The sequence below is a fragment of the Micromonospora sp. Llam0 genome, from assembly GCF_003751085.1.
Lineage (GTDB): Bacteria > Actinomycetota > Actinomycetes > Mycobacteriales > Micromonosporaceae > Micromonospora_E.
The window spans coordinates 5,311,773-5,329,215 of record NZ_RJJY01000001.1 but is presented as its reverse complement, the minus strand read 5'-3'; the positions used below and the strand labels follow the sequence as shown (position 1 = coordinate 5,329,215).

The window sequence follows — 17,443 nt, the reverse complement described above, 5'->3', positions numbered from 1 at the left end:
TTCGGTCGGCCGGCTGTTCTGTTGGTCAGGCCCGGCTACGGTGGCCCGATGGCGAAGGGGAGCGCGCCGTGCGTGAAGTGCTACCTGGCCTTCGCGCTCGTCGTGGTCATCGTGCTCGCCGCCACCGGAGTCTGGAACCCGTTCCCCGGCCTGTGGGACTGGGTCAACCGCAGCCAGCCACTGGCCGACTCGGACGTCACCTGGCAACAGCGGGTCGGCGGTACGCCGCGCGGCGTCACCATCACCGAACGCGCCGTCATCGTCGAGCACCGGCTCAAGGTCGAAGGGCGCAGCATCACCTCCGGCAACCAGGTGTGGGAACACAAGGCCGACTGGGCGGCGGTCGCCGGTGAGGGCACCGACCAGGTCGTGGCCACCGGCGAACTGCTCAAAGACGGCTACCAGGTGCTCAACCCGGCCACCGGCGCCGTGCTGCGCGCCGACGACGCCGCGATCGCCGTCTGGACCTACCGCGACGCGCTGCTCGACGTACGCTGCGCCGGCCCACGCGACTGCACGCTGACCGCCTGGGACCCGCGCGGCAAGTCTCCACGGTGGACCGCCCAGCTGCCCGGAATGGGCTTCGTGCTGTTCGCCGACAATCCGAAACTGGTCACCAGCCGGCCGTTGACCGCCGACGACGTCGCCGACGACGCCGGCGGCCCGCAGACCATGCCGACCGTGCTCGGCTTCCCGATCGACGGCAAGATCCACGTCGTCGAGACCCGCACCGGTCAGGTCCTGCAGGAGCTGGAGGAGGACCGGCACGAACGGATCGTGGTCTTCGCCGGCCGGGTGTTCAGCCTGGTCGCCACCCCGCGCGACGGTGCCTGCTACTACACCGCGCGGGGCGTCGACCCGGTGACCGACCTGCCCGTCTGGCAGCGGACCGGGATCAACCTGCGCACCGCCGACCGGATCGGCTGCGCCCAACGGGACAACCCGACCGGCGGCGCCAACGTCCTCGCCGGCATCGCCCCCGACATGCGGGAAACCGTCCTCGACGCCTACGACGGGCGGGTGCTGTGGACCGGCGCCGCCGGGCAGGAGCTGCGCGCCGTCGACGACCGGTACGCACTGACCCGCTCCGCCGACGGCGAGACCCTCCAGGCGTACGTGCTGCCCACTCCGGCACCCCGGTGGACCCGCCCGATGCACCCGGACGCCCAGTTGGCCCTCACCCGGCACGCGGCCCTGGTCGTCGACCGCAAACCGGACCGGGTCGTCGCCCTCGACCCGGCCACCGGCACCGAGCTGGTCAACCTGCGTACCTCGGCGGAGGTGCTGGCCGTCGGACCGCGCGGCATGGTCATCGGCGACGGCCGGGAGATCGGCTACGTCCGGTTCGCCGGCGCCGCCGCGACCCCCGCAGGCGGTCCGGACGACCCCGCCGATCCCGGCGGCCCCGACCCCGGCCCCACCTGTGGCGGCGCCAAGCAGGAGGAGTGCCCGGCCAAGGGCTGACCCACCCGGGGGTTGGGAGCTGCGGCCACCTCTGGCCTAGGCTTGCCGGTCATGAGCAGTGCCGCCCCGTTCTCCCACACCCCGCTGCTACCGACCGGCGACGACCTGACGGAATACCGCCTGATCAGCGACGAAGGCGTCGACGTCGTGCACGGGCCGGGCGGGCGACGGTTCCTCACCATCGAGCCGGCGGTGCTGACCGCACTGACCGCCGAGGCGATGCATGACATCGCTCACTACCTGCGCCCGGCGCACCTGGCCCAGCTGCGGGCGATCCTCGACGACCCGGCCGCGTCACCCAACGACCGGTTCGTCGCTCTCGACCTGCTGCGCAACGCCAACATCGCCGCCGGTGGGGTGCTGCCGATGTGCCAGGACACCGGCACCGCCATCGTGATGGGCAAACGCGGCCGGCACGTGCTCACCGACGGCACCGACGAGCAGGCCATCGCCCGGGGGGTGTACGAGGCGTACACCAAACTGAACCTGCGCTACTCGCAGCTCGCGCCGATCACCATGTGGGAGGAGCGCAACACCGGGACCAACCTGCCGGCCCAGATCGAGCTGTACGCCGAGGACCCGGGCGGCCAGCCGGACGCGTACAAGTTCCTGTTCATGGCCAAGGGTGGCGGCTCGGCCAACAAGTCGTACCTCTACCAGGAGACCAAGGCACTGCTGAACCCGACCCGGATGATGCAGTTCCTGGAGGAGAAGCTGCGGCTGATCGGCACCTCCGCCTGCCCGCCGTACCACCTGGCGATCGTCGTCGGCGGCACGTCGGCTGAGTTCGCGCTCAAGACCGCCAAGTACGCCAGCGCCAAGTACCTGGACAACCTGCCGACCAGCGGCAGCATCGGCGCGCACGGCTTCCGCGACGTCGAGCTGGAGGCGCAGGTGCTGGAACTGACCCGTCAGTTCGGCATCGGCGCACAGTTCGGCGGGCGCTACTTCTGCCACGACGTACGGGTGGTCCGGCTGCCCCGGCACGGTGCCTCCTGCCCGGTGGCGATCGCCGTCTCCTGCTCCGCCGACCGGCAGGCGGTCGCGAAGATCACCCCGTCCGGGGTGTGGCTGGAGAAGCTGGAGACCGACCCGGCCCGCTTCCTGCCCGACGTCACCGACGAAACCCTCGCCGCCGACGCGTCCGCCGACGCCGACGTGGTCCGGGTCGACCTGAACCGGCCGATGGCCGAGATCCGCGCCGAGCTGTCGAAGTACCCGGTGAAGACCCGGCTGTCGCTGACCGGCCCGCTGGTCGTCGCCCGGGACATCGCCCACGCCAAGATCGCCGAGCGGCTGGACGCCGGTGAGCCGATGCCGCAGTACCTGCGCGACCACGCCGTCTACTACGCCGGTCCGGCGAAGACCCCCGAGGGGTACGCGTCCGGCTCGTTCGGCCCGACCACGGCCGGGCGGATGGACGCGTACGTGGAGAAGTTCCAGGCCGCCGGCGGCTCGCACATCATGCTCGCCAAGGGCAACCGGTCCGCGCAGGTCACCCGCTCCTGCGGTACGCACGGCGGCTTCTACCTCGGCTCGATCGGCGGCCCGGCGGCCCGGCTGGCGCAGGACTGCATCCGGCACGTCGAGGCCCTCGAGTACCCGGAGCTGGGCATGGAAGCCATCTGGAAGATCGAGGTGGAGGACTTCCCGGCGTTCATCGTCGTCGACGACAAGGGCAACGACTTCTACGCCGAGGTCACCAAACCGGTCCTCACCGTCGGCCGCCGCTGACCCCATGGGCTCCGCACACCGACGGAACTGGCATCGATCCTTGAACCCGTCGGTTACGTTGCGTCATTGGCTCTGAGCGCAGGGTCATCCCCTGGGTGGGGGGTGCCGGTTGGGCTTGATGCCACAGGTGCATCTTGATGCACCTGTGGCATCAAGCCTGCGGAGGCATCTTGGGTTCCCCGCCCCAACCCGAGAAACACCAACCCGGAGCAATCCGAAGCCCTCGGCTGCGGTCGGGGGCGTCGTCCGTGTCGGGGTGTTCGGGTCAGCCCCGACGGTCAGAGGTGCGAAGTTCGTAGATGGCGCGGGAGCCCTGGCCGCTGTCGCGGTCGCGGTCGCGGTCGGACAGCGTCAGGTGCTCGGTCCGAACGGTGACCTCATGGCCCCCGCTCGGACCTCCCTGGTCGGGGCGGGTCGGTACCGGGAGCGCCGATCGGACCCGGCCATCTCCGGATGCCAACTATTGCAACCCTAATTTGGCCAAACGTCAAGTGCTAAATTTGGCCAACATATCCGCTAGGTGGCTTGGCCTAACGTCTGACCTGCTGAAATGGCCAAGTGGCGGACCTGGAGGCGGCAGTACGAAAGTTGCGCACGGCGCAAGCTGCGGTGCCCCGTGCCGAAGAGCGGGCCGCCCGCCTCGTGGCCGAGGCCCGAGAGAAGGTGGACCGGGCACGTGCCGACCTGGCCGCAGCGATCAGGGCCGCCGACCGGGACGGCGTGCGCCAGGTGGACATCGTGGCGGCCACCGGCTACAGCCGGGAGCGGGTCCGGCAGATCATCCGCGACGGCGAAACCTGACGTCGTCTGCCGGGGTACCCGTCGTCTGCCGGCGGCGGCCTGATCTCAAGGGGCGGCCCACGGCGTCACTGACCAGCGGTGGGCGGGACCGGTCGGTCCCACGCACCGCGCAAAGCGATCGGGTCAGCCCAGGTACTTCTCCCACGGGCCGGTGATGGCCAGGGTGAGACCGGGGTCCTGCATGTTGACGAAGAGAACCTTGCCGTCGTCGGTGAAGGTCGGCCCGCAGAACTCCGAGTCGTTGAGCTGGTTGCGGGCGATCGCGTATCGAAATTCTGAGCGGCCCGCTCGCTGGTTCGGTGTACCGCACGCCGAGCGAGGCTGCTCGAGCCGTGGTGAGCGAACGGCGCCCCGGAGTCAATCCGCAGCGGAACGGCTGGACCTTCTGGATCGAGACAGCTACCGGGGCGCCTATCCAACGGTGCGCCACGTCAGAAGTTGACGCCCGCTACACGTCCTCCGGCGCCGTCCTGCTGGTGGCCGCGGTGGCCGGTGGGCGGTCACGGGGGCGGAGCCTGGGGACCCGGTGCGGGCGGATCGGTGGGGTAGACGCTGAACAGGTCACCTGGCTGGCAGTGCAGCACGTCGCAGATGGCGGTCAGGGTGGAGAACCGGACCGCTCTGGCCCGGTCGTTCTTCAACACCGACAGGTTGACCACGGTGACCCCGGCCCGTTCGGCGAGTTCGGTGAGGGTCATCCGGCGGTCGGCGAGCAGCCGGTCGAGGTGGCAGACCACCCGGTGACCGGCGGACTGTTCGTCGTCGGTCGGGGCCATCAGACCAGTCCGTCGAGGTCGGCGCGCATCGCCGTGCCCCGGCGCAGGAACTCGGCCGCCGCGCCGAGGCCGAGGCCGAGCAGCAGGACGGCCACCGGCGGGTCGATGACGGCCTGCAGCGCGAGTGTCCGGTCCGGTTGCCAGGCGTCCCGGGCGGTGCTGACGAGTGCGAGGTGACCGGCGGCCTGCAGCGCGGCGGCCAGCGATCCGCCGAGCAGGAGTACGGCGGCCGCCGCGCCGACCCGGCGGGCGTTGCGCGGGTGGAACGGGTCCGCTGAGCGCAGCGACCGCACCACCCGCCACAGCAGTCCGCCGGCGGTGGCGATGACGGCGGCGAGCAGCAGCGCCGGCCCGAAGATCCAGAGCCGGTCGGCGACGGTCGGCTCGGTCACGGTCAGCAGGGCGGCGTCCCCGGGTGTGAGCGTGAAGCGGCCGGCGGTGGCCGGCGGCCCGAGGTCGGTGGTGGGGTTCACCGTGACGGGCACGACCAGGTTGTCGGCGATCAGTACGCCGATCGCCGAGGCGGCGTCCAGCAGGGTGCCGAGTGCCACGGCACCTGCCGTGACCGCCTCGAAGGCCCACTGACCGGCCGGAGCGGTACGGGGACGACGCCCCCGCTCGATGTCGTGCCGCATGGGCGGCCCCTCCCTATCGAAATTCGATATGAATTTGGTCTAGTATATCGAATCTCGATATGCCGCAGCGGGTCAGCCCGCCACCGGTACGTCGACCGACCCCATCCGCCCACCGGAAGGCTGGACCAGCCGTGACCATCCCCGTTCCCGTCCGCTCCGCCGGGGTGTTCCTCGCCGGCGCGATCATCTGCTTCGTCGGACCACCGCTGGCCATGGGCGTGTTCGCGGCCGACGGGGTGCCGGCGGTGCTGGTCGCGGTCGCCGCCGCCGAACTGGTGTCGGCCGCCGCCCTCATCGCCTGGTGGTTACGCCGCCACGGGCTGACCCGCCGAAGTCTCGGCCTGACCTCGCGGCACTGGCGGCGGGACATGCTGATCGCGGCGGCCACCGTCCCACCCCGCCTGCTGCTGGAGTTCGGGGTGCTGATGCCGGCGGCCGGCGGCGAAGCCAACCCGGAGATCCAGGAGATCCTGCGCATGTCCGCCGCCGGACCGGCCGCGTTGGCCGCCACCCTCTTCCTGGGGATCGTCGGCGGCGGCATCGCCGAGGAGCTGTACTTCCGGGGGTTCCTGCTCGGGGCGATCCCGCAACGGTCCGCCCGCCCCCAGGTGACGCTGTGGGTGGCGGCGGTCGTCTCGGTGGTCCTGTTCGGCCTGCTGCACCTGCCGGCCAGCGCTCTGGACGCGCTGTCCATCACCGTCGCCGGCCTGGTCTACACCGGGCTGTTCCTGGCCACCCGCCGGCTGACGGCACCCATGGTGGCCCACGCGCTGTGGAACGCCGCCGCGCTCGGCACGGTCCTCGTCAGCTACGGCTGATCACAGCTGGGTGGCGGTCCGGACGAGTCCGGCGACGGCCCGGGAGCGGTTGTCCGGCAGCCAGGCGAGCACGGTGGTGACGTGCGGCGCGTCGGTCAGCGGTACGGCGGTGTGCGCGTCCCACAGCCAGGACCGGGACGAGGCACACAGCACGGCCATGGTGTGCCCGAGGGCGATCAGCTGGGCCAGCTGAGACTGGTCGTGGATCTCCGGCCCGGGTCCGGGTTCGTACGTACCGTCGGGGCGCGGCCAGCGGGCGACCGGCAGCCCCGGCACGTCGCCGACCTCGGCCATGGTCAACGAAGTACGGCTGGCGAGCGGATGCCCGGCGGGCAGGATCGCGACCTGCTGCTCGGTCAGCAGATCCTCGGTGTCGAAGCTGGCGAGCGAGTCGAACGGCCGCTGCATCAGCGCGGCGTCGGCGCGGCCGTCGCGCAGCATCCGCGCCTGGTCGCCCATGCCGCACAGCAGCACGTCGATCTCGGCCGCGTCCGGCTCGGCGGCGTGCGCGTCGAGCAGCTTCTGCAGCAGTTCATGGCCGGCGCCGGCCTTGGTGACCAGGGTCAGCCGGTTGGTGCCGGCGGCGGCGCGACGGGTCCGCCGGGCGGCTGCGGCGGTGGCGTCCAGGATGGCGCGCGCCTCGTCGAGCAGCACCTGACCGGCGTCGGTGAGCGCCACCCCTCGGCGGTCGCGGTCGAGCAGGGTGACGCCGAGGCGGCGTTCCAGCTGGGCGATCGCCCGGGACAGCGGCGGCTGGGCGATGCCGAGCCGTTCGGCCGCCCGGCTGAAGTGCAGCTCCTCGGCGACCGTGACGAAGTACCGCAGCTCACGGGTCTCCAGCGTCTCCACGCCGACAACGATACGTCGGTGATACCCGCCGGGTATGACAGCGGCACCCAGACGGTGTAACGACGGCGGCTACCGCCGCGCCACCATCGGGGCCATGACCGACAAGACCACGACCGCAACGAAGACCGCGCTGGTCACCGGCGCGAACAAGGGACTCGGCTACGAGATTGCCGCCGGGCTCGGGGCGAAGGGCTACCGGGTGGCGGTGGGGGCGCGCGACACCGCCCGCGGCGAAGCAGCCGTCAAGACGCTGTACGCCGCCGGAGTCGACGCGTTCGCCGTACCGCTGGATGTCACCGACGACCGCAGCGTCACCGAGGCTGCGCAGCTGATCGAACGTCAGGCCGGCGGGCTGGACGTCCTGGTCAACAACGCCGGCATCGCCGGCGAGACCGGGCCGGGATGGGAGCAGGACCCGACCACGCTCGACCTCGACGCCGTCCGTGAGATCGTCGACACCAACGTGTACGGCGTGATCCGGGTGACCAACGCGATGCTGCCCATGCTGCGCCGGTCGGCGTCGCCGCGCATCGTCAACATTTCCAGCAGCGTCGGCTCGCTGACCTGGCAGTCCGATCCGGAAATCAACGTGGGCCCGATCATGGCGGCCTACTCGCCGACGAAGACGTACCTCAACGCGGTCACCGTGCACTACGTGCGGCAGCTCGCCGACACCGACATCCTGATCAACACGGCCTGCCCGGGGCTGGTCGCCACCGACTTCACCGGCGGTGTCGGGCGTCCGGTCCAGGAAGCCGCCGCCACCCCGATCCGGCTGGCCACGCTGCCCGACGGCGGCCCGACCGGCACGTTCGTCAACGACGACGGCATCATCCCCTGGTGATCTCCCGGCTCCGTGGGTGACTTCCCTGCTCTGGTGACTCCGCCTCGGTGACCCGGCTGGACCAGCCCGGTCACCGGAGGCGGACCGACGGCTCAGCGGCAGCTACGGCCGGCGTTGATGCACTTGGCGATCTTCCTCATCTGCTTCTCCGAGTTGACGTTGATGAAGTCGTTGTGGTCGGAGAACGGGTTGTGGTCCTCCTCGGGGAAGGAGTCGAGCAGGTACTGACCCTTGAACTGCACGTCACGCGGGATGTAGTAGGCGATGGTGATCCGCAGCTGAGGGATGGCCACGAACCCGGTCGGGCAGGCGCCGGTGGTCGCGTCGGCGAACGACAGATGCGACCGGTGGTTGTCGCTGTCGATGTTGACCCCGTCCCAGCAGCCGGGGAAGTCATGGACGCGCAGCACCTGCGAGCCCTTCGGACAGATCGGGTACTTGTCCGACAGCCGGTCGGTGAAGCCGGAGCAGGTCCAGGACTCGCGGGCGTTGCCCGGGCCACGACTGGTCGGCTTCGACTCACCGGTCAACGCCCGCAGGAACCGGGGCATCGGGGTCACCTTGCTGACCGGGTTGCCCCGGTACTCGATGAGAACCTCGGCGGGCCGGACGATGCCGCCGGTGTTGCCGGGAAGCTCCAGGTCCGGGCCGGACGGGACGGGCAGCGCCGACGGTGCGGCGTCCGGGCCGTCGGCTCCGTCGCCGGCCCCACCGTTGTCGCCCCCATCGCCGCCGTTGTCACCGGATCCGCTGTTGTCGCCGCTGCCCGGCCCGAGCAGGGTGCAGGACGCCAGCTGAGTCAGCCCGGTCGGCCGCGCCGCGTGCCGACCGATCGCGATCTCGATCCGATCGAGGGTGGCCCGCCGCTTGTCGCGCAGCGGCCCCACGATCGCGTTCTGGGCGAAGTTCGGGCCGCCCTCGCCGGCCGTGGTCAACAACCGTTCGTTGGCCTCGGCGATCTGCCGGTCGAGCAGGTTCAGATTCTGGTCGACCTCGGCCGCTGCCTGCGCCGGTACGGCCGGCAGCCGGTCCCGTACGGTCGGGCACTCGACCATCGGGTTGGCCTGCGTCCGACCGTCCGTGCTGTGCCCGGCGTGCAGGGCGTCGTAGCTGACCGCGCAGTCGACCAGCGACATCAGACCGGTCGGTCGGGCGCCGAACTGGCCGAGCTCACCCGCGACCTGGCGGAGCGTCCCGGCCCGACGGGCGCGCAACCAGCTGAGCACCTCGTTGTTGCGCCGGGCGTCGACTCCCTGGCTGCCGGCGAGCCGGGCGTTCGCCTCGGCGATCTGCCGGTCGAGTTCGCCGAGCGCCCGCTGCACGTTGCCGTACGCGGCCGGTGGGATGGACGGCATGCGGTCCCTGGCGGGTGGGCAGGACACCGTCGGCGTCCCGACGTCCCCGACGCCGGAGCGGGGGGAACGGTCGATGCGCACCACCGGCCAGAAGTACGACGACCGGTCACCGTTGCGGCAGGTCGTGCCGGACGCGGCCAACGCCTCGTCGCTGGTGTTCGCGTTGATCGCGAGGTTGCCCACGAAGTCGTGCAGGTGTTCGGCGCCGTTGCTGATGCCAGGCTGGGCCACCGGGTTGTCCGAGCTGAACTTGCCGTTGCCGTTGGTGCCGCAGTCGACGGTGAACACGCCGGTCGAGCCGTTCGGCCCAGCGGCCACCTCGACGACGTTCGGCGCGACCTCTTCGATCCGGACCGAGGCGGCCGGTATGGACCCGGCCGACGCGGAGTTGCGGCCGCCACCGGACACGAAGGTCACGACGGCGGTTGCCCCGAGGGCGACGGTGGCGACCGCCACGGTCACGCCGCGGACCGTACGGCTGTCGACGGCCCGGCGGCCCCGGCTCTTCCTTGGTTCCATCGGCCTCTCCCTACCTGTTGCCAGTGATTCCAGGGCCGGTGTCGGCGCCTGGTGTCGACGGCTGGTACGGGTCTGCCGGCGGCGGCAGTTCGGGTTCGGGCCGGCTCGTAAGCACCTGGTAAGAACTGCTCGGCATCGATCATCGGCACCGGACCGGTCGCCGCTCACGGGTCCGCGATGTCCAGGGTGACCGCTGACATCGGCCGGCCGACGCAGGTCAGCACGTAGCCGTCGGCCCGCTGCCGTGGGGTGAGGCAGTTCGGCTCGTGCTGCGCGACCTGCCCGGCGCGGAGCTTCACCACGCACTCCCCGCAGTTACCGATGGTGCAGGAGTACGGCATCGGCAGCCCGGCCGCGAGCCCCGCGTCGAGCAACGTCTGGCCGGGCTCGACCAGCACCGTCGCGGCCGGGTGTCCGTCCTGCTCGATGGTCATCTGCCGGGGCACGGCCGGCGCGGTCGCCGGTTCCTCCGCCCTGGTGTGCAGGTCCGCCGCGCTGGTGTAGCGCTCGTGGTGCACCAGCGCGTCCGGGATCCCGAGGCGGGTCAGCGCGCCTCGCACGGTGTCGATCAGCGGCTCCGGGCCGCAGATGTAGTAGTGGGCGTCCCGGTCCGGGGACAGTTCGGTGATCCAGCGCCGTGCGCCGTCCGCGTCGAGCCGCCGGTCCCGGCAGGTCAGTACGTGGGTGACCGAGAACCGGTCGGGGTGCTCCCGCTCCAGCCGGCGCAGCTCGTCGGCGAAGATGACGTCCTGCTCGGTGCGGCTGCTGTAGAGCAGCGCAATCCGGCCGCGTTCGGTCCGGCCGTCCTCGGTCCGGCCGGCGAGCCGGGTACGGATCATGCTCATCATCGGGGTCACGCCGCTGCCCGCCGCGACCAGCACGAGGTCACCGCTGGCCTGCTGCCCGGTATGGAAGGAGCCCGACGGGCCGCGTACCGCGAGGCGGTCCCCGGCGCGCAGGTCACGGTGCACGTGGCTGGAGAAGCGGCCACCCTCGACGTGCTTGACGGTGACCTCCAAATGTGGCGAGCCGGGCGCCGACGAGGCCGAGTAGGCGCGGCGCACCGGGCGGCCGTCGATGTCGACGACGAGCGTGAAGAACTGGCCGGGTCGGAAGTCGAACGGCGCGTCGCCGCCGTCGGCGTCGGCCAGCACGAGGGTGACGACGTCCGGCGTCTCCCTGCGGACCCGTACGACGCGTACCTCGCGGAGTTGGCTGTCCGGCCGCGACCCGGCTCCCGGCCGGCGGCGCAGCCGGGCCAGCAGGCCGTGGCGTCGGCCGCCCGCGTCAGTCTCGACGCCGTCGTAGCCCTCTTTGCGCAGTCCGGAACGGTAGGCACGGTTCAGCACCAGGCGCAGCAGCCGGGGCATCCCCGGGACCGACCCGATGGCCTTGACCAGGAAGGCGGGCGGGCCGCCCGGGGCGTTCGCCGAGCCGGCGGTGAGGTGGTCGGACGCCAGAGCCATCAGGTCCGGGGCCTCGCCGGGCCGGACGTGCCGGTCGGGTGCCCAGGGCCGCGACCGTGCCACAGCCGGGTTGTCGGTCACCTCGGCGTGCTCGACGTCGATGAGCAGCGCCGCGTGCGGTGCCATGCCGCGCAGCGCCATCGTCTCCAGCAGTACGGGGTCGTCGGTGATCGCGCCCCGGCCGCGTACGTGCAGGACGCCGCTGCGGCCGGGGACGAGCGCGGCGAACGAGAGCCGGTCGTCGGAGAGCAGGTTGTGCAGCGTGTCGGCGCGTTTGTTGCCTTTGCGGTCGGCGATGGCGAGCGTGTGACCGTCCAGGATCCGGGCCACCGTCGGTTGGTCGCCGCGTGGGCTGGTGTCGCTGTCCCCGGACGAGTCCCAACTGGACAGTGCGAGGAACGCTGCGCCGGCCAGGAACTCGGCGACACCGGGCCGGCCCAGCGGACCGTCGCTCGCGATCCCGGTTGGCGGTGCCAGCGGTGCGGGTGGCTGCCACAGGCGGGACCGCAGCACGGCCTGGGCGCAGTGCACGTACGCCTGCTCGATGTCGACCGTCGTCCGCGCGCCCTGACGCGTGACCACCGTGCCGTTGACCCGCAGGATCTCCCCGACGCCGGGCAGGAGGAAGAAGAACGAGACCGGGCCGTGCGGATCGCCGGGCTCGGCCAGGGCGAACGAGATCCGGGTGGGGGAGTGGACGCGGGTGAACCCCGGCGTACCGCCGATGAAGGTCGTCCTGCTGGTGCCGTCGGCGTCCCGGTAGCCGAAGGCGGCGATCGGGCAGCGGGCGAGGACGCTGCGGCAGCCCTCGTCGAGGGCGCTGATCTGCTTGAGCATGACCATCGACGCCGGCCGGCCGACGATGCTCTCCACCTGCTCCACCGTCGTGAGCCGGCGCGGGGTGGCCACCTGGTCTGCCTGTCGCACAGGGGATTCCTCTCTCAACCGTTCCTCGGTCAGCTGGGTCTTCGGTCAGCCGGGTGCGGCCCGGCCGAGGCGCCAGTAGCCGAAGAACGAGATGTCCCGTTTGGCGACTCCACGGTCGTTGACCAGGTGTCGCCGTACCGTGGTGGCCAACCAGGACTCGCCCGCGACCCAGGTGTAGCAGCGGTCCGACGGCAGGGCCGCGTCGCGTAGCGCCGCCACCAGCAGAGCGCCGGGTCGCAGGTCCGCGTCGTCGCGGCTGAACCAGTGGACGCGTACGCCGGCGGGTGTCTCGACCGCCCGGATGTCGGCCCTGGTCGGGACCTCCAGGTAGACCTCCGTGGCCAGCGTCGGCGGCGTGCCGTCCAGGATCGACAGTACGGCGGGCAGCGCGCTCTCGTCGCCGATCAGCAGTTGCCGGTGCACCTGCTCCGGCAGTCGGTACATGGTGCCGATGTCGAAGATCCCGGCCGGGGTGCCCGGCTCGGCGGTGCGTGCCCAGGACGACATGGGTGAGTCGCCGTGCAGGGCGAACTCGATGTCGATCTCGTCGTCGGCGGGTCGGGCCCGCCGGATCGTCAGGTTGCGGACCCACGGCCGGGTCGACTTCGGCCACAGCAGCAGCTGGGCGATCCAGGCGTCGTTCGAGACGGTGGGCATCCGTAACCCGGTCTGTCCCTCGCGGGGGAAGAACAGCCGGACGGCCTGGTCGTTGCCGGCGACGACGAGGTCCCTGACGGCGGGGCCGCCCAGGGTGACGCTCGCGAAGCCCGGGGTGGGGAACTCGCGGCGGCGCACCTCCAGCCTGATCATCGTCCGTGACTCGGGCAGCTGGACCTTGGGGATCACGATCCACCACCGGGTCGCTGACCGCTCTTGTTTTCGCAGTTCATGAAGCTATTCTGAGCAATAGCTCATCTTTTTGCTACTCGCTTTTGCCGCTGCCGAGGAGGACCCCGGATGCCGTCGGGCGACCATCGTCTTGCGCCACGTCGCAGGCCCCGCCAGGTGCGTGCCGAGCTGACCCGGGAGCGCATCCTCACCGCCGCTGCTCACGTTTTCACCGAGTACGGCTACGCCGCCGGGACCACCAACCGCATCGCCGAGCGGGCCCGCATCTCCATCGGCTCGCTGTACCAGTACTTCCCGAACAAGGACGCCATCCTCGCCGAGCTGCTGGTCCGCCACATCGATCGCGGCGCCTGGCAGCAGGCCGATCAGCTCGACATGTCCGCCGGGAGCCTGCCGGCGATGGTCCGGGCGATCGTCCGCGACGCGATCGACAACCATCGGGACGATCCGCAACTGCTCCGCATCATGATCGAAGAGGCGCCGGTATCGCCGGAACTGCTCGACGCGATCAACCGGCACGGCGAGGTCCGGGTCTCTCAGCTGCGTGACCTGCTCGCCCGGCACCCGGATGTCGACGTACGCGACGTCGACACCGCCGCCGAACTGATCCTGTTCACAGTGGAGATCAACACACACAAGCTACTGGCCGACCCGCGCGGCGTCCCGGTCGAGACGCTGGAGAACGAACTGGTCGACATGGTCACCCGGTACCTGCGCGGCGACCGGTAGCGGCTCGCGGGCTGGTCAGTCCCGCGGATCGACGACGGGAATCCCCGCGTCCTTCGCCGCAGCCGCCAGCCGGTCGTCGTAGGTGGCAAGGCCGTCCAGATCCGTCCCGAGCACTCGCGCGGTGGCCAGGTGGATCGCGTCCAGCGACCGCAGCATCCGGTCCGGCTCGTCCATCGCCGCGTCCACGACCTCGTCGTCGATGTCGACGTAGTCGAAGGCCAGCAGGAGGGCTCTGGCATCCGGTAGGGCTGCCGGCATGACCCGGCCGACGGCCCGGATCACCTCGATCCGCAGCAACGTGGAACTGACCCACGACGCGCCCGGGTGGTCGTCGTAGAAGGCGGCGAACGCGTGGGAGTGGCTCTCCTCGGCCAGCAACTTGAGCGCGGCGGACGTGTCGATGTAGTAGAGACTCACCAACGTTCCTCGTCGCGTAGCGTGCCAAGGGCGTCCCCGAGTCGGTCGGTGCCGTCCCCGGCCCGCATCCGTGGCCGGAATCCTGGCCGTACCGCCAGACGTGCCCGACCCGCCGTGACCAGGCGGTCCAACACGGGCGTCGGCTCGCGTTCGGCCACCGGCACGATCCGCGCCACCAGTTTTCCGTACTCCGTCACATCGATCGTCTCGCCGTGTCGCACCCGCGCCAGCACCTCGCTGGTGTTGTGGCGTAGTTCTCGAAGACCAACCGAGTGCTCGCCAGCAGTCGTCATGGACGAAATGTATCACAATTTTGTGGCCACATGATCCTGCTGCGTGCGTCGTGGCCCGATCCGGGTCTGCGATGATGGCCAGATGTCGACCGGCACCGGCCCGCCCGCCCAGCCGTTCGCGCACCTGCAGGCGCAGAACGTCACCCTGTACCGGGACGTGCTGAACGCGTTCGTCCGCGCGAAACGGCGGTTCACCGTACATTTGCGGCCGGAGGACGTCCTGGCCGAGATCGGCCCCGGGGCGTCGCTGGAGGCCGTCGCGGCGGCGCTGGCCCAGCTCGCCGAGTGGGGCAACCTGCGGGCCGACCCGGACACCGGACGGGTCACCACCGTGGAAGACTTCCACCGCGCCCGCTACCTCTATCAGTTGAGCGCGCACGGCCACGCCGCCGAGCAGGCCATCGCCACGTACGAGGAGGCGATCGGCCGACGCGGCGCACTGCAGTCGGTGGCGCTGTCCGACATCGCCGACCAGCTGCGCGCGCTGCTGGGCATCGCCACCGAGGCCGCCGCCGGGTCCGCGCCCGACCCGGCAAAGACCCACCTGCTGATGCGGAGCCTGGTCGACCGGTTCACCGGGCTGGCCGACAACGCGCAGGCGTTCATGGCATCGCTGCGGCGGGCCGTCGACTTCGCCGACGCGGATGTGGCGGCCTTCCTCGCGTACAAGGAACAGCTGATCGCGTACATCGAACGGTTCATCGCCGATCTCGCCAACCGGGGCGCGGAGATCGCCAACCTGGCCCACCGGATCGAGGCGACCGGGGTGCACCCGCTGCTGGAGATCGTGGCCCGTCGGGAGACCGCCGACGCCGCACCCGGTGAGGACGCCGACGACCAGGCACTTGACCAGGCGCGGGTGGTCTGGCAGCAACGCTGGAACGGTCTGCGGGACTGGTTCGTCAGCGGCGACGCCAGCCGGCAGTCCCAGGCACGGCTGCTGCGTACCGCCGCCATCGGCGCGATCCGGCAGCTGCTCGGCGCGGTGGCGTCGATCAACGAACGCCGGGCCGGCCGGTCGGACCGGTCGGCCGACTTCCGGTCGCTGGCGCTGTGGTTCGCGCAGGCCCCCGACGACGAGGCCGCGCACCGGCTGTGGCACACCGCGTTCGGCCTGTCGCCGGTGCGGCACCTGACCGTCACCGGGGAGACCCTGGCCGCGGTCGAGCAGCGACCGGTGCCGGCATCGACGTCGTGGGCCCAGGCACCCCGGCTGGAGATCAGCCCTCGACTGCGCAAAACCGGATCGTACGAGCGGCGCGGCTCGCCGAGCCGGGTGCTGGACCGTTCCGCGCAGCGGCGGCAGCTGGCCGAACGCGCCGAGCGGGAGACGGCGCAGACGGCCCGCGCCCGAGTGGCGTTGGCCACCGACGGGCCCGTCCCACTGTCGCGCCTCGGTGAGCTGGACACCGCCGAGTTCCGGCTCTTTCTCCATCTGCTGGGCGACGCGCTGGCGGCCCGGCGGCCGGACGCTACGGAGGTGACCACCACCACCTCCGACGGAACGCTACGGGTACGCCTGGTCCGCGTCGACGGGGCACCGCCGGTGCGGATCGTCACCGCCGACGGGGTGCTCACCGGGCCGGAACATCTGGTCGACATCACCGACCTGGCTCCGACCGGAGCCGACCTCGCCCCGGTCGGGGCCAGTTCCGGCCCGGTCGGAGCCGACCTCGCCCCGGTCGGGGCCAGTTCCGGCCCGGTCGGAGCCGACGTCGCCCCGGTCGGGGCGGCCGGATGAGGGCGCGCGGCCCCGCCGAGGGCGACTCCTCGGGCCGGCTGCAGCGGGCCGCCCGGCTGCTGCTCGCCCGCCCGCTGCTGGTCGCCGGGCTGACCCCGGACGACGAGTTCCGGCTGGTCCGCACGTACGCTGCGGAGCTGCGCGAGTGGTTCGACCGGGAGACCGGGTGGCGGCTGGTCGCCGACGCCCAGACGATCCGGCTGATGAAGCTGACCGCCGACCCGCAGGACCAGACCCATCCGGCCCGGGATCCGAAGGCCAAAACCCCGTTCTCCCGGCAACGGTACGTGCTGGCCTGCCTCGCCCTGGCCGCGCTGGAACGCGCCGACGGGCAGATCACCCTGGGCCGGCTGGCGGAGGACGTGGTGCTGGCCGCCGCCGATCCGGCGCTGGCCGCCACCGGGTTCACGTTCGCTCTGGACCGGCGGGAACGGCGCGCCGACATGGTGGCGGTGGTCCGGCTGTTGCTGCACTGGGGGGTGCTGCGTCGGGTGGCCGGCCACGAGGACGCGTACCTGGGCACCAGCGGCGACGTGCTCTACGACGTGGACCGGCGGGTGATCGCCGGCCTGCTGGCCAGCAGCCGCGGCCCGTCGATGATCGGTGACGTGGCGCCGGCCGGCCGGTTGGCGGCGCTGACCGTCGAGGTGGTGCCCGATGTCGAGGACGCCCGCAACCGGGCGCTGCGGCACCGGCTCACCCGGCTGCTGCTCGAACAGCCGGTGGTCTACTACGACGAGTTGACCGAGGCCGAGCTGGCCTACCTGACCAGCCAGCGGTACGCCATCCTGAACCGGATCACCCAACTGACCGGGCTGGTCGGCGAGGTGCGGGCCGAAGGGGTCGCGATGGTGGACCCGGCCGACGAGTTGACCGACGTCCGGATGCCGGCCGAGGGGATGCAGAGCCACCTGACGCTGCTGCTGGCGGAGCGAATCGCGGTTGCCAGCGTGGCCAGCGCGGGTGGGCTGCGGGTCAGCGAGCTGCACCGGCACACCCGCGAGCTGGCCCGGGCGCACCGGTCGTACTGGCGTAAACACGCCACCGATCCGGGCGCCGAGGTCGAGTTGGTCGCCACCGCGTTGGACGCGCTGCGTGCCCTGAAGCTGATCACTGTCGAGCAGGCCGAGGATCCGCTGGTCGTCGCCCGCCCGGCGATCGCCCGTTACTCCCTGGCAGAGCCGACCATCCGGGAGACCCGGACCGTCGAAGGAAGGAAGTAGCCG

The 17,443-nt window shown here is 71.5% G+C and carries 17 protein-coding genes; 8 read left to right on the top strand and 9 right to left on the bottom strand.

Annotation, left to right across the window (positions count from 1 at the left end; all coding sequences use genetic code 11):
- Positions 1–48 precede the first annotated feature (48 nt).
- From EDC02_RS23190 to EDC02_RS23180, 3 genes are all read left to right on the top strand, one after another.
- The gene (locus EDC02_RS23190; RefSeq protein ID WP_123603770.1) at positions 49–1,464 is read left to right on the top strand and encodes a PQQ-binding-like beta-propeller repeat protein; all 1,416 of its coding nucleotides are present in this window, start codon (positions 49–51) and stop codon (positions 1,462–1,464) included.
- Between the two features lie 51 nt (positions 1,465–1,515).
- Entirely contained in the window at positions 1,516–3,198 is a 1,683-nt protein-coding gene (locus tag EDC02_RS23185) for a fumarate hydratase (RefSeq protein ID WP_123603769.1), read from the top strand.
- A 609-nt stretch (positions 3,199–3,807) separates the two neighbouring features.
- Positions 3,808–3,999 carry a hypothetical protein gene (locus EDC02_RS23180; protein WP_148083571.1) on the top strand — a complete coding sequence of 64 codons (192 nt, stop codon included), beginning with the start codon at positions 3,808–3,810 and terminating at the stop codon, positions 3,997–3,999.
- 123 nt (positions 4,000–4,122) lie between these two features.
- On the opposite strand, the gene EDC02_RS23175 is transcribed toward EDC02_RS23180, so the two are convergent.
- The 3 genes from EDC02_RS23175 to EDC02_RS23165 form a co-directional block, all read right to left on the bottom strand.
- The gene (locus EDC02_RS23175) at positions 4,123–4,260 is read right to left on the bottom strand and encodes an alkaline phosphatase PhoX (RefSeq protein WP_233606432.1); all 138 of its coding nucleotides are present in this window, start codon (positions 4,258–4,260) and stop codon (positions 4,123–4,125) included.
- A gap of 239 nt (positions 4,261–4,499) precedes the next feature.
- Positions 4,500–4,775, bottom strand: a complete 276-nt coding sequence (locus EDC02_RS23170) for a helix-turn-helix transcriptional regulator (protein WP_123603767.1) — start codon at positions 4,773–4,775, stop codon at positions 4,500–4,502.
- On the bottom strand, positions 4,775–5,410 hold the full coding sequence (locus EDC02_RS23165; RefSeq protein WP_123603766.1) for a DUF2975 domain-containing protein: 636 nt from the start codon (positions 5,408–5,410) through the stop codon (positions 4,775–4,777). Before EDC02_RS23165 ends, EDC02_RS23170 begins: the two co-directional genes overlap by 1 nt.
- Positions 5,411–5,541: 131 nt before the next feature.
- Here EDC02_RS23165 and EDC02_RS23160 point away from each other — a divergent pair, with 131 nt between their 5' ends.
- On the top strand, positions 5,542–6,228 hold the full coding sequence (locus EDC02_RS23160) for a CPBP family intramembrane glutamic endopeptidase (protein ID WP_199757743.1): 687 nt from the start codon (positions 5,542–5,544) through the stop codon (positions 6,226–6,228).
- Here EDC02_RS23160 and EDC02_RS23155 read toward each other — a convergent pair whose 3' ends face one another.
- Entirely contained in the window at positions 6,229–7,068 is an 840-nt protein-coding gene (locus EDC02_RS23155; protein ID WP_199757904.1) for a LysR family transcriptional regulator, read from the bottom strand. It lies immediately after the preceding gene.
- 103 nt (positions 7,069–7,171) lie between these two features.
- On the opposite strand from EDC02_RS23155, the gene EDC02_RS23150 reads away from it, so the two are divergent.
- On the top strand, positions 7,172–7,921 hold the full coding sequence (locus tag EDC02_RS23150; RefSeq protein ID WP_123605076.1) for an SDR family oxidoreductase: 750 nt from the start codon (positions 7,172–7,174) through the stop codon (positions 7,919–7,921).
- 92 nt (positions 7,922–8,013) lie between these two features.
- On the opposite strand, the gene EDC02_RS23145 is transcribed toward EDC02_RS23150, so the two are convergent.
- The 3 genes from EDC02_RS23145 to EDC02_RS23135 all read right to left on the bottom strand — a co-directional run bounded on the left by EDC02_RS23145 (position 8,014) and on the right by EDC02_RS23135 (position 13,034).
- Entirely contained in the window at positions 8,014–9,795 is a 1,782-nt protein-coding gene (locus tag EDC02_RS23145; protein ID WP_123603764.1) for a DUF1996 domain-containing protein, read from the bottom strand.
- A gap of 164 nt (positions 9,796–9,959) precedes the next feature.
- On the bottom strand, positions 9,960–12,188 hold the full coding sequence (locus EDC02_RS23140) for a 2Fe-2S iron-sulfur cluster-binding protein (protein WP_233606247.1): 2,229 nt from the start codon (positions 12,186–12,188) through the stop codon (positions 9,960–9,962).
- 45 nt (positions 12,189–12,233) lie between these two features.
- The gene (locus EDC02_RS23135) at positions 12,234–13,034 is read right to left on the bottom strand and encodes a siderophore-interacting protein (protein WP_123603763.1); all 801 of its coding nucleotides are present in this window, start codon (positions 13,032–13,034) and stop codon (positions 12,234–12,236) included.
- Between the two features lie 159 nt (positions 13,035–13,193).
- On the opposite strand from EDC02_RS23135, the gene EDC02_RS23130 reads away from it, so the two are divergent.
- Positions 13,194–13,766, top strand: coding sequence for a TetR/AcrR family transcriptional regulator (locus EDC02_RS23130; RefSeq protein WP_233606244.1), 573 nt, complete (start codon positions 13,194–13,196; stop codon positions 13,764–13,766).
- 15 nt (positions 13,767–13,781) lie between these two features.
- Here the strand turns inward: EDC02_RS23130 and EDC02_RS23125 are convergent, their stop codons facing one another.
- Positions 13,782–14,183, bottom strand: coding sequence for a type II toxin-antitoxin system VapC family toxin (locus tag EDC02_RS23125; RefSeq protein ID WP_158632275.1), 402 nt, complete (start codon positions 14,181–14,183; stop codon positions 13,782–13,784).
- Positions 14,180–14,476 carry a type II toxin-antitoxin system Phd/YefM family antitoxin gene (locus tag EDC02_RS23120; protein WP_123603761.1) on the bottom strand — a complete coding sequence of 99 codons (297 nt, stop codon included), beginning with the start codon at positions 14,474–14,476 and terminating at the stop codon, positions 14,180–14,182. Before EDC02_RS23120 ends, EDC02_RS23125 begins: the two co-directional genes overlap by 4 nt.
- 82 nt (positions 14,477–14,558) lie before the next feature.
- Here EDC02_RS23120 and EDC02_RS23115 point away from each other — a divergent pair, with 82 nt between their 5' ends.
- Both EDC02_RS23115 and EDC02_RS23110 read left to right on the top strand, forming a co-directional pair.
- On the top strand, positions 14,559–16,217 hold the full coding sequence (locus EDC02_RS23115) for a TIGR02677 family protein (RefSeq protein ID WP_123603760.1): 1,659 nt from the start codon (positions 14,559–14,561) through the stop codon (positions 16,215–16,217).
- The gene (locus tag EDC02_RS23110) at positions 16,214–17,440 is read left to right on the top strand and encodes a TIGR02678 family protein (protein ID WP_123603759.1); all 1,227 of its coding nucleotides are present in this window, start codon (positions 16,214–16,216) and stop codon (positions 17,438–17,440) included. The genes EDC02_RS23115 and EDC02_RS23110 overlap by 4 nt, the downstream gene beginning before the upstream one ends.
- The last annotated feature ends 3 nt before the right edge of the window (positions 17,441–17,443 follow it).

Coding starts and splice junctions, on each gene's coding strand:
- EDC02_RS23190 (WP_123603770.1), top strand. CDS start 49: ATGGCGAAGGGGAGCGCGCCGTGCGTGAAGTGCTACCTGGCCTTCGCG.
- EDC02_RS23185 (WP_123603769.1), top strand. CDS start 1,516: ATGAGCAGTGCCGCCCCGTTCTCCCACACCCCGCTGCTACCGACCGGC.
- EDC02_RS23170 (WP_123603767.1), bottom strand. CDS start 4,775: ATGGCCCCGACCGACGACGAACAGTCCGCCGGTCACCGGGTGGTCTGC.
- EDC02_RS23165 (WP_123603766.1), bottom strand. CDS start 5,410: ATGCGGCACGACATCGAGCGGGGGCGTCGTCCCCGTACCGCTCCGGCC.
- EDC02_RS23150 (WP_123605076.1), top strand. CDS start 7,172: ATGACCGACAAGACCACGACCGCAACGAAGACCGCGCTGGTCACCGGC.
- EDC02_RS23145 (WP_123603764.1), bottom strand. CDS start 9,795: ATGGAACCAAGGAAGAGCCGGGGCCGCCGGGCCGTCGACAGCCGTACG.
- EDC02_RS23120 (WP_123603761.1), bottom strand. CDS start 14,476: ATGACGACTGCTGGCGAGCACTCGGTTGGTCTTCGAGAACTACGCCAC.
- EDC02_RS23115 (WP_123603760.1), top strand. CDS start 14,559: ATGTCGACCGGCACCGGCCCGCCCGCCCAGCCGTTCGCGCACCTGCAG.
- EDC02_RS23110 (WP_123603759.1), top strand. CDS start 16,214: ATGAGGGCGCGCGGCCCCGCCGAGGGCGACTCCTCGGGCCGGCTGCAG.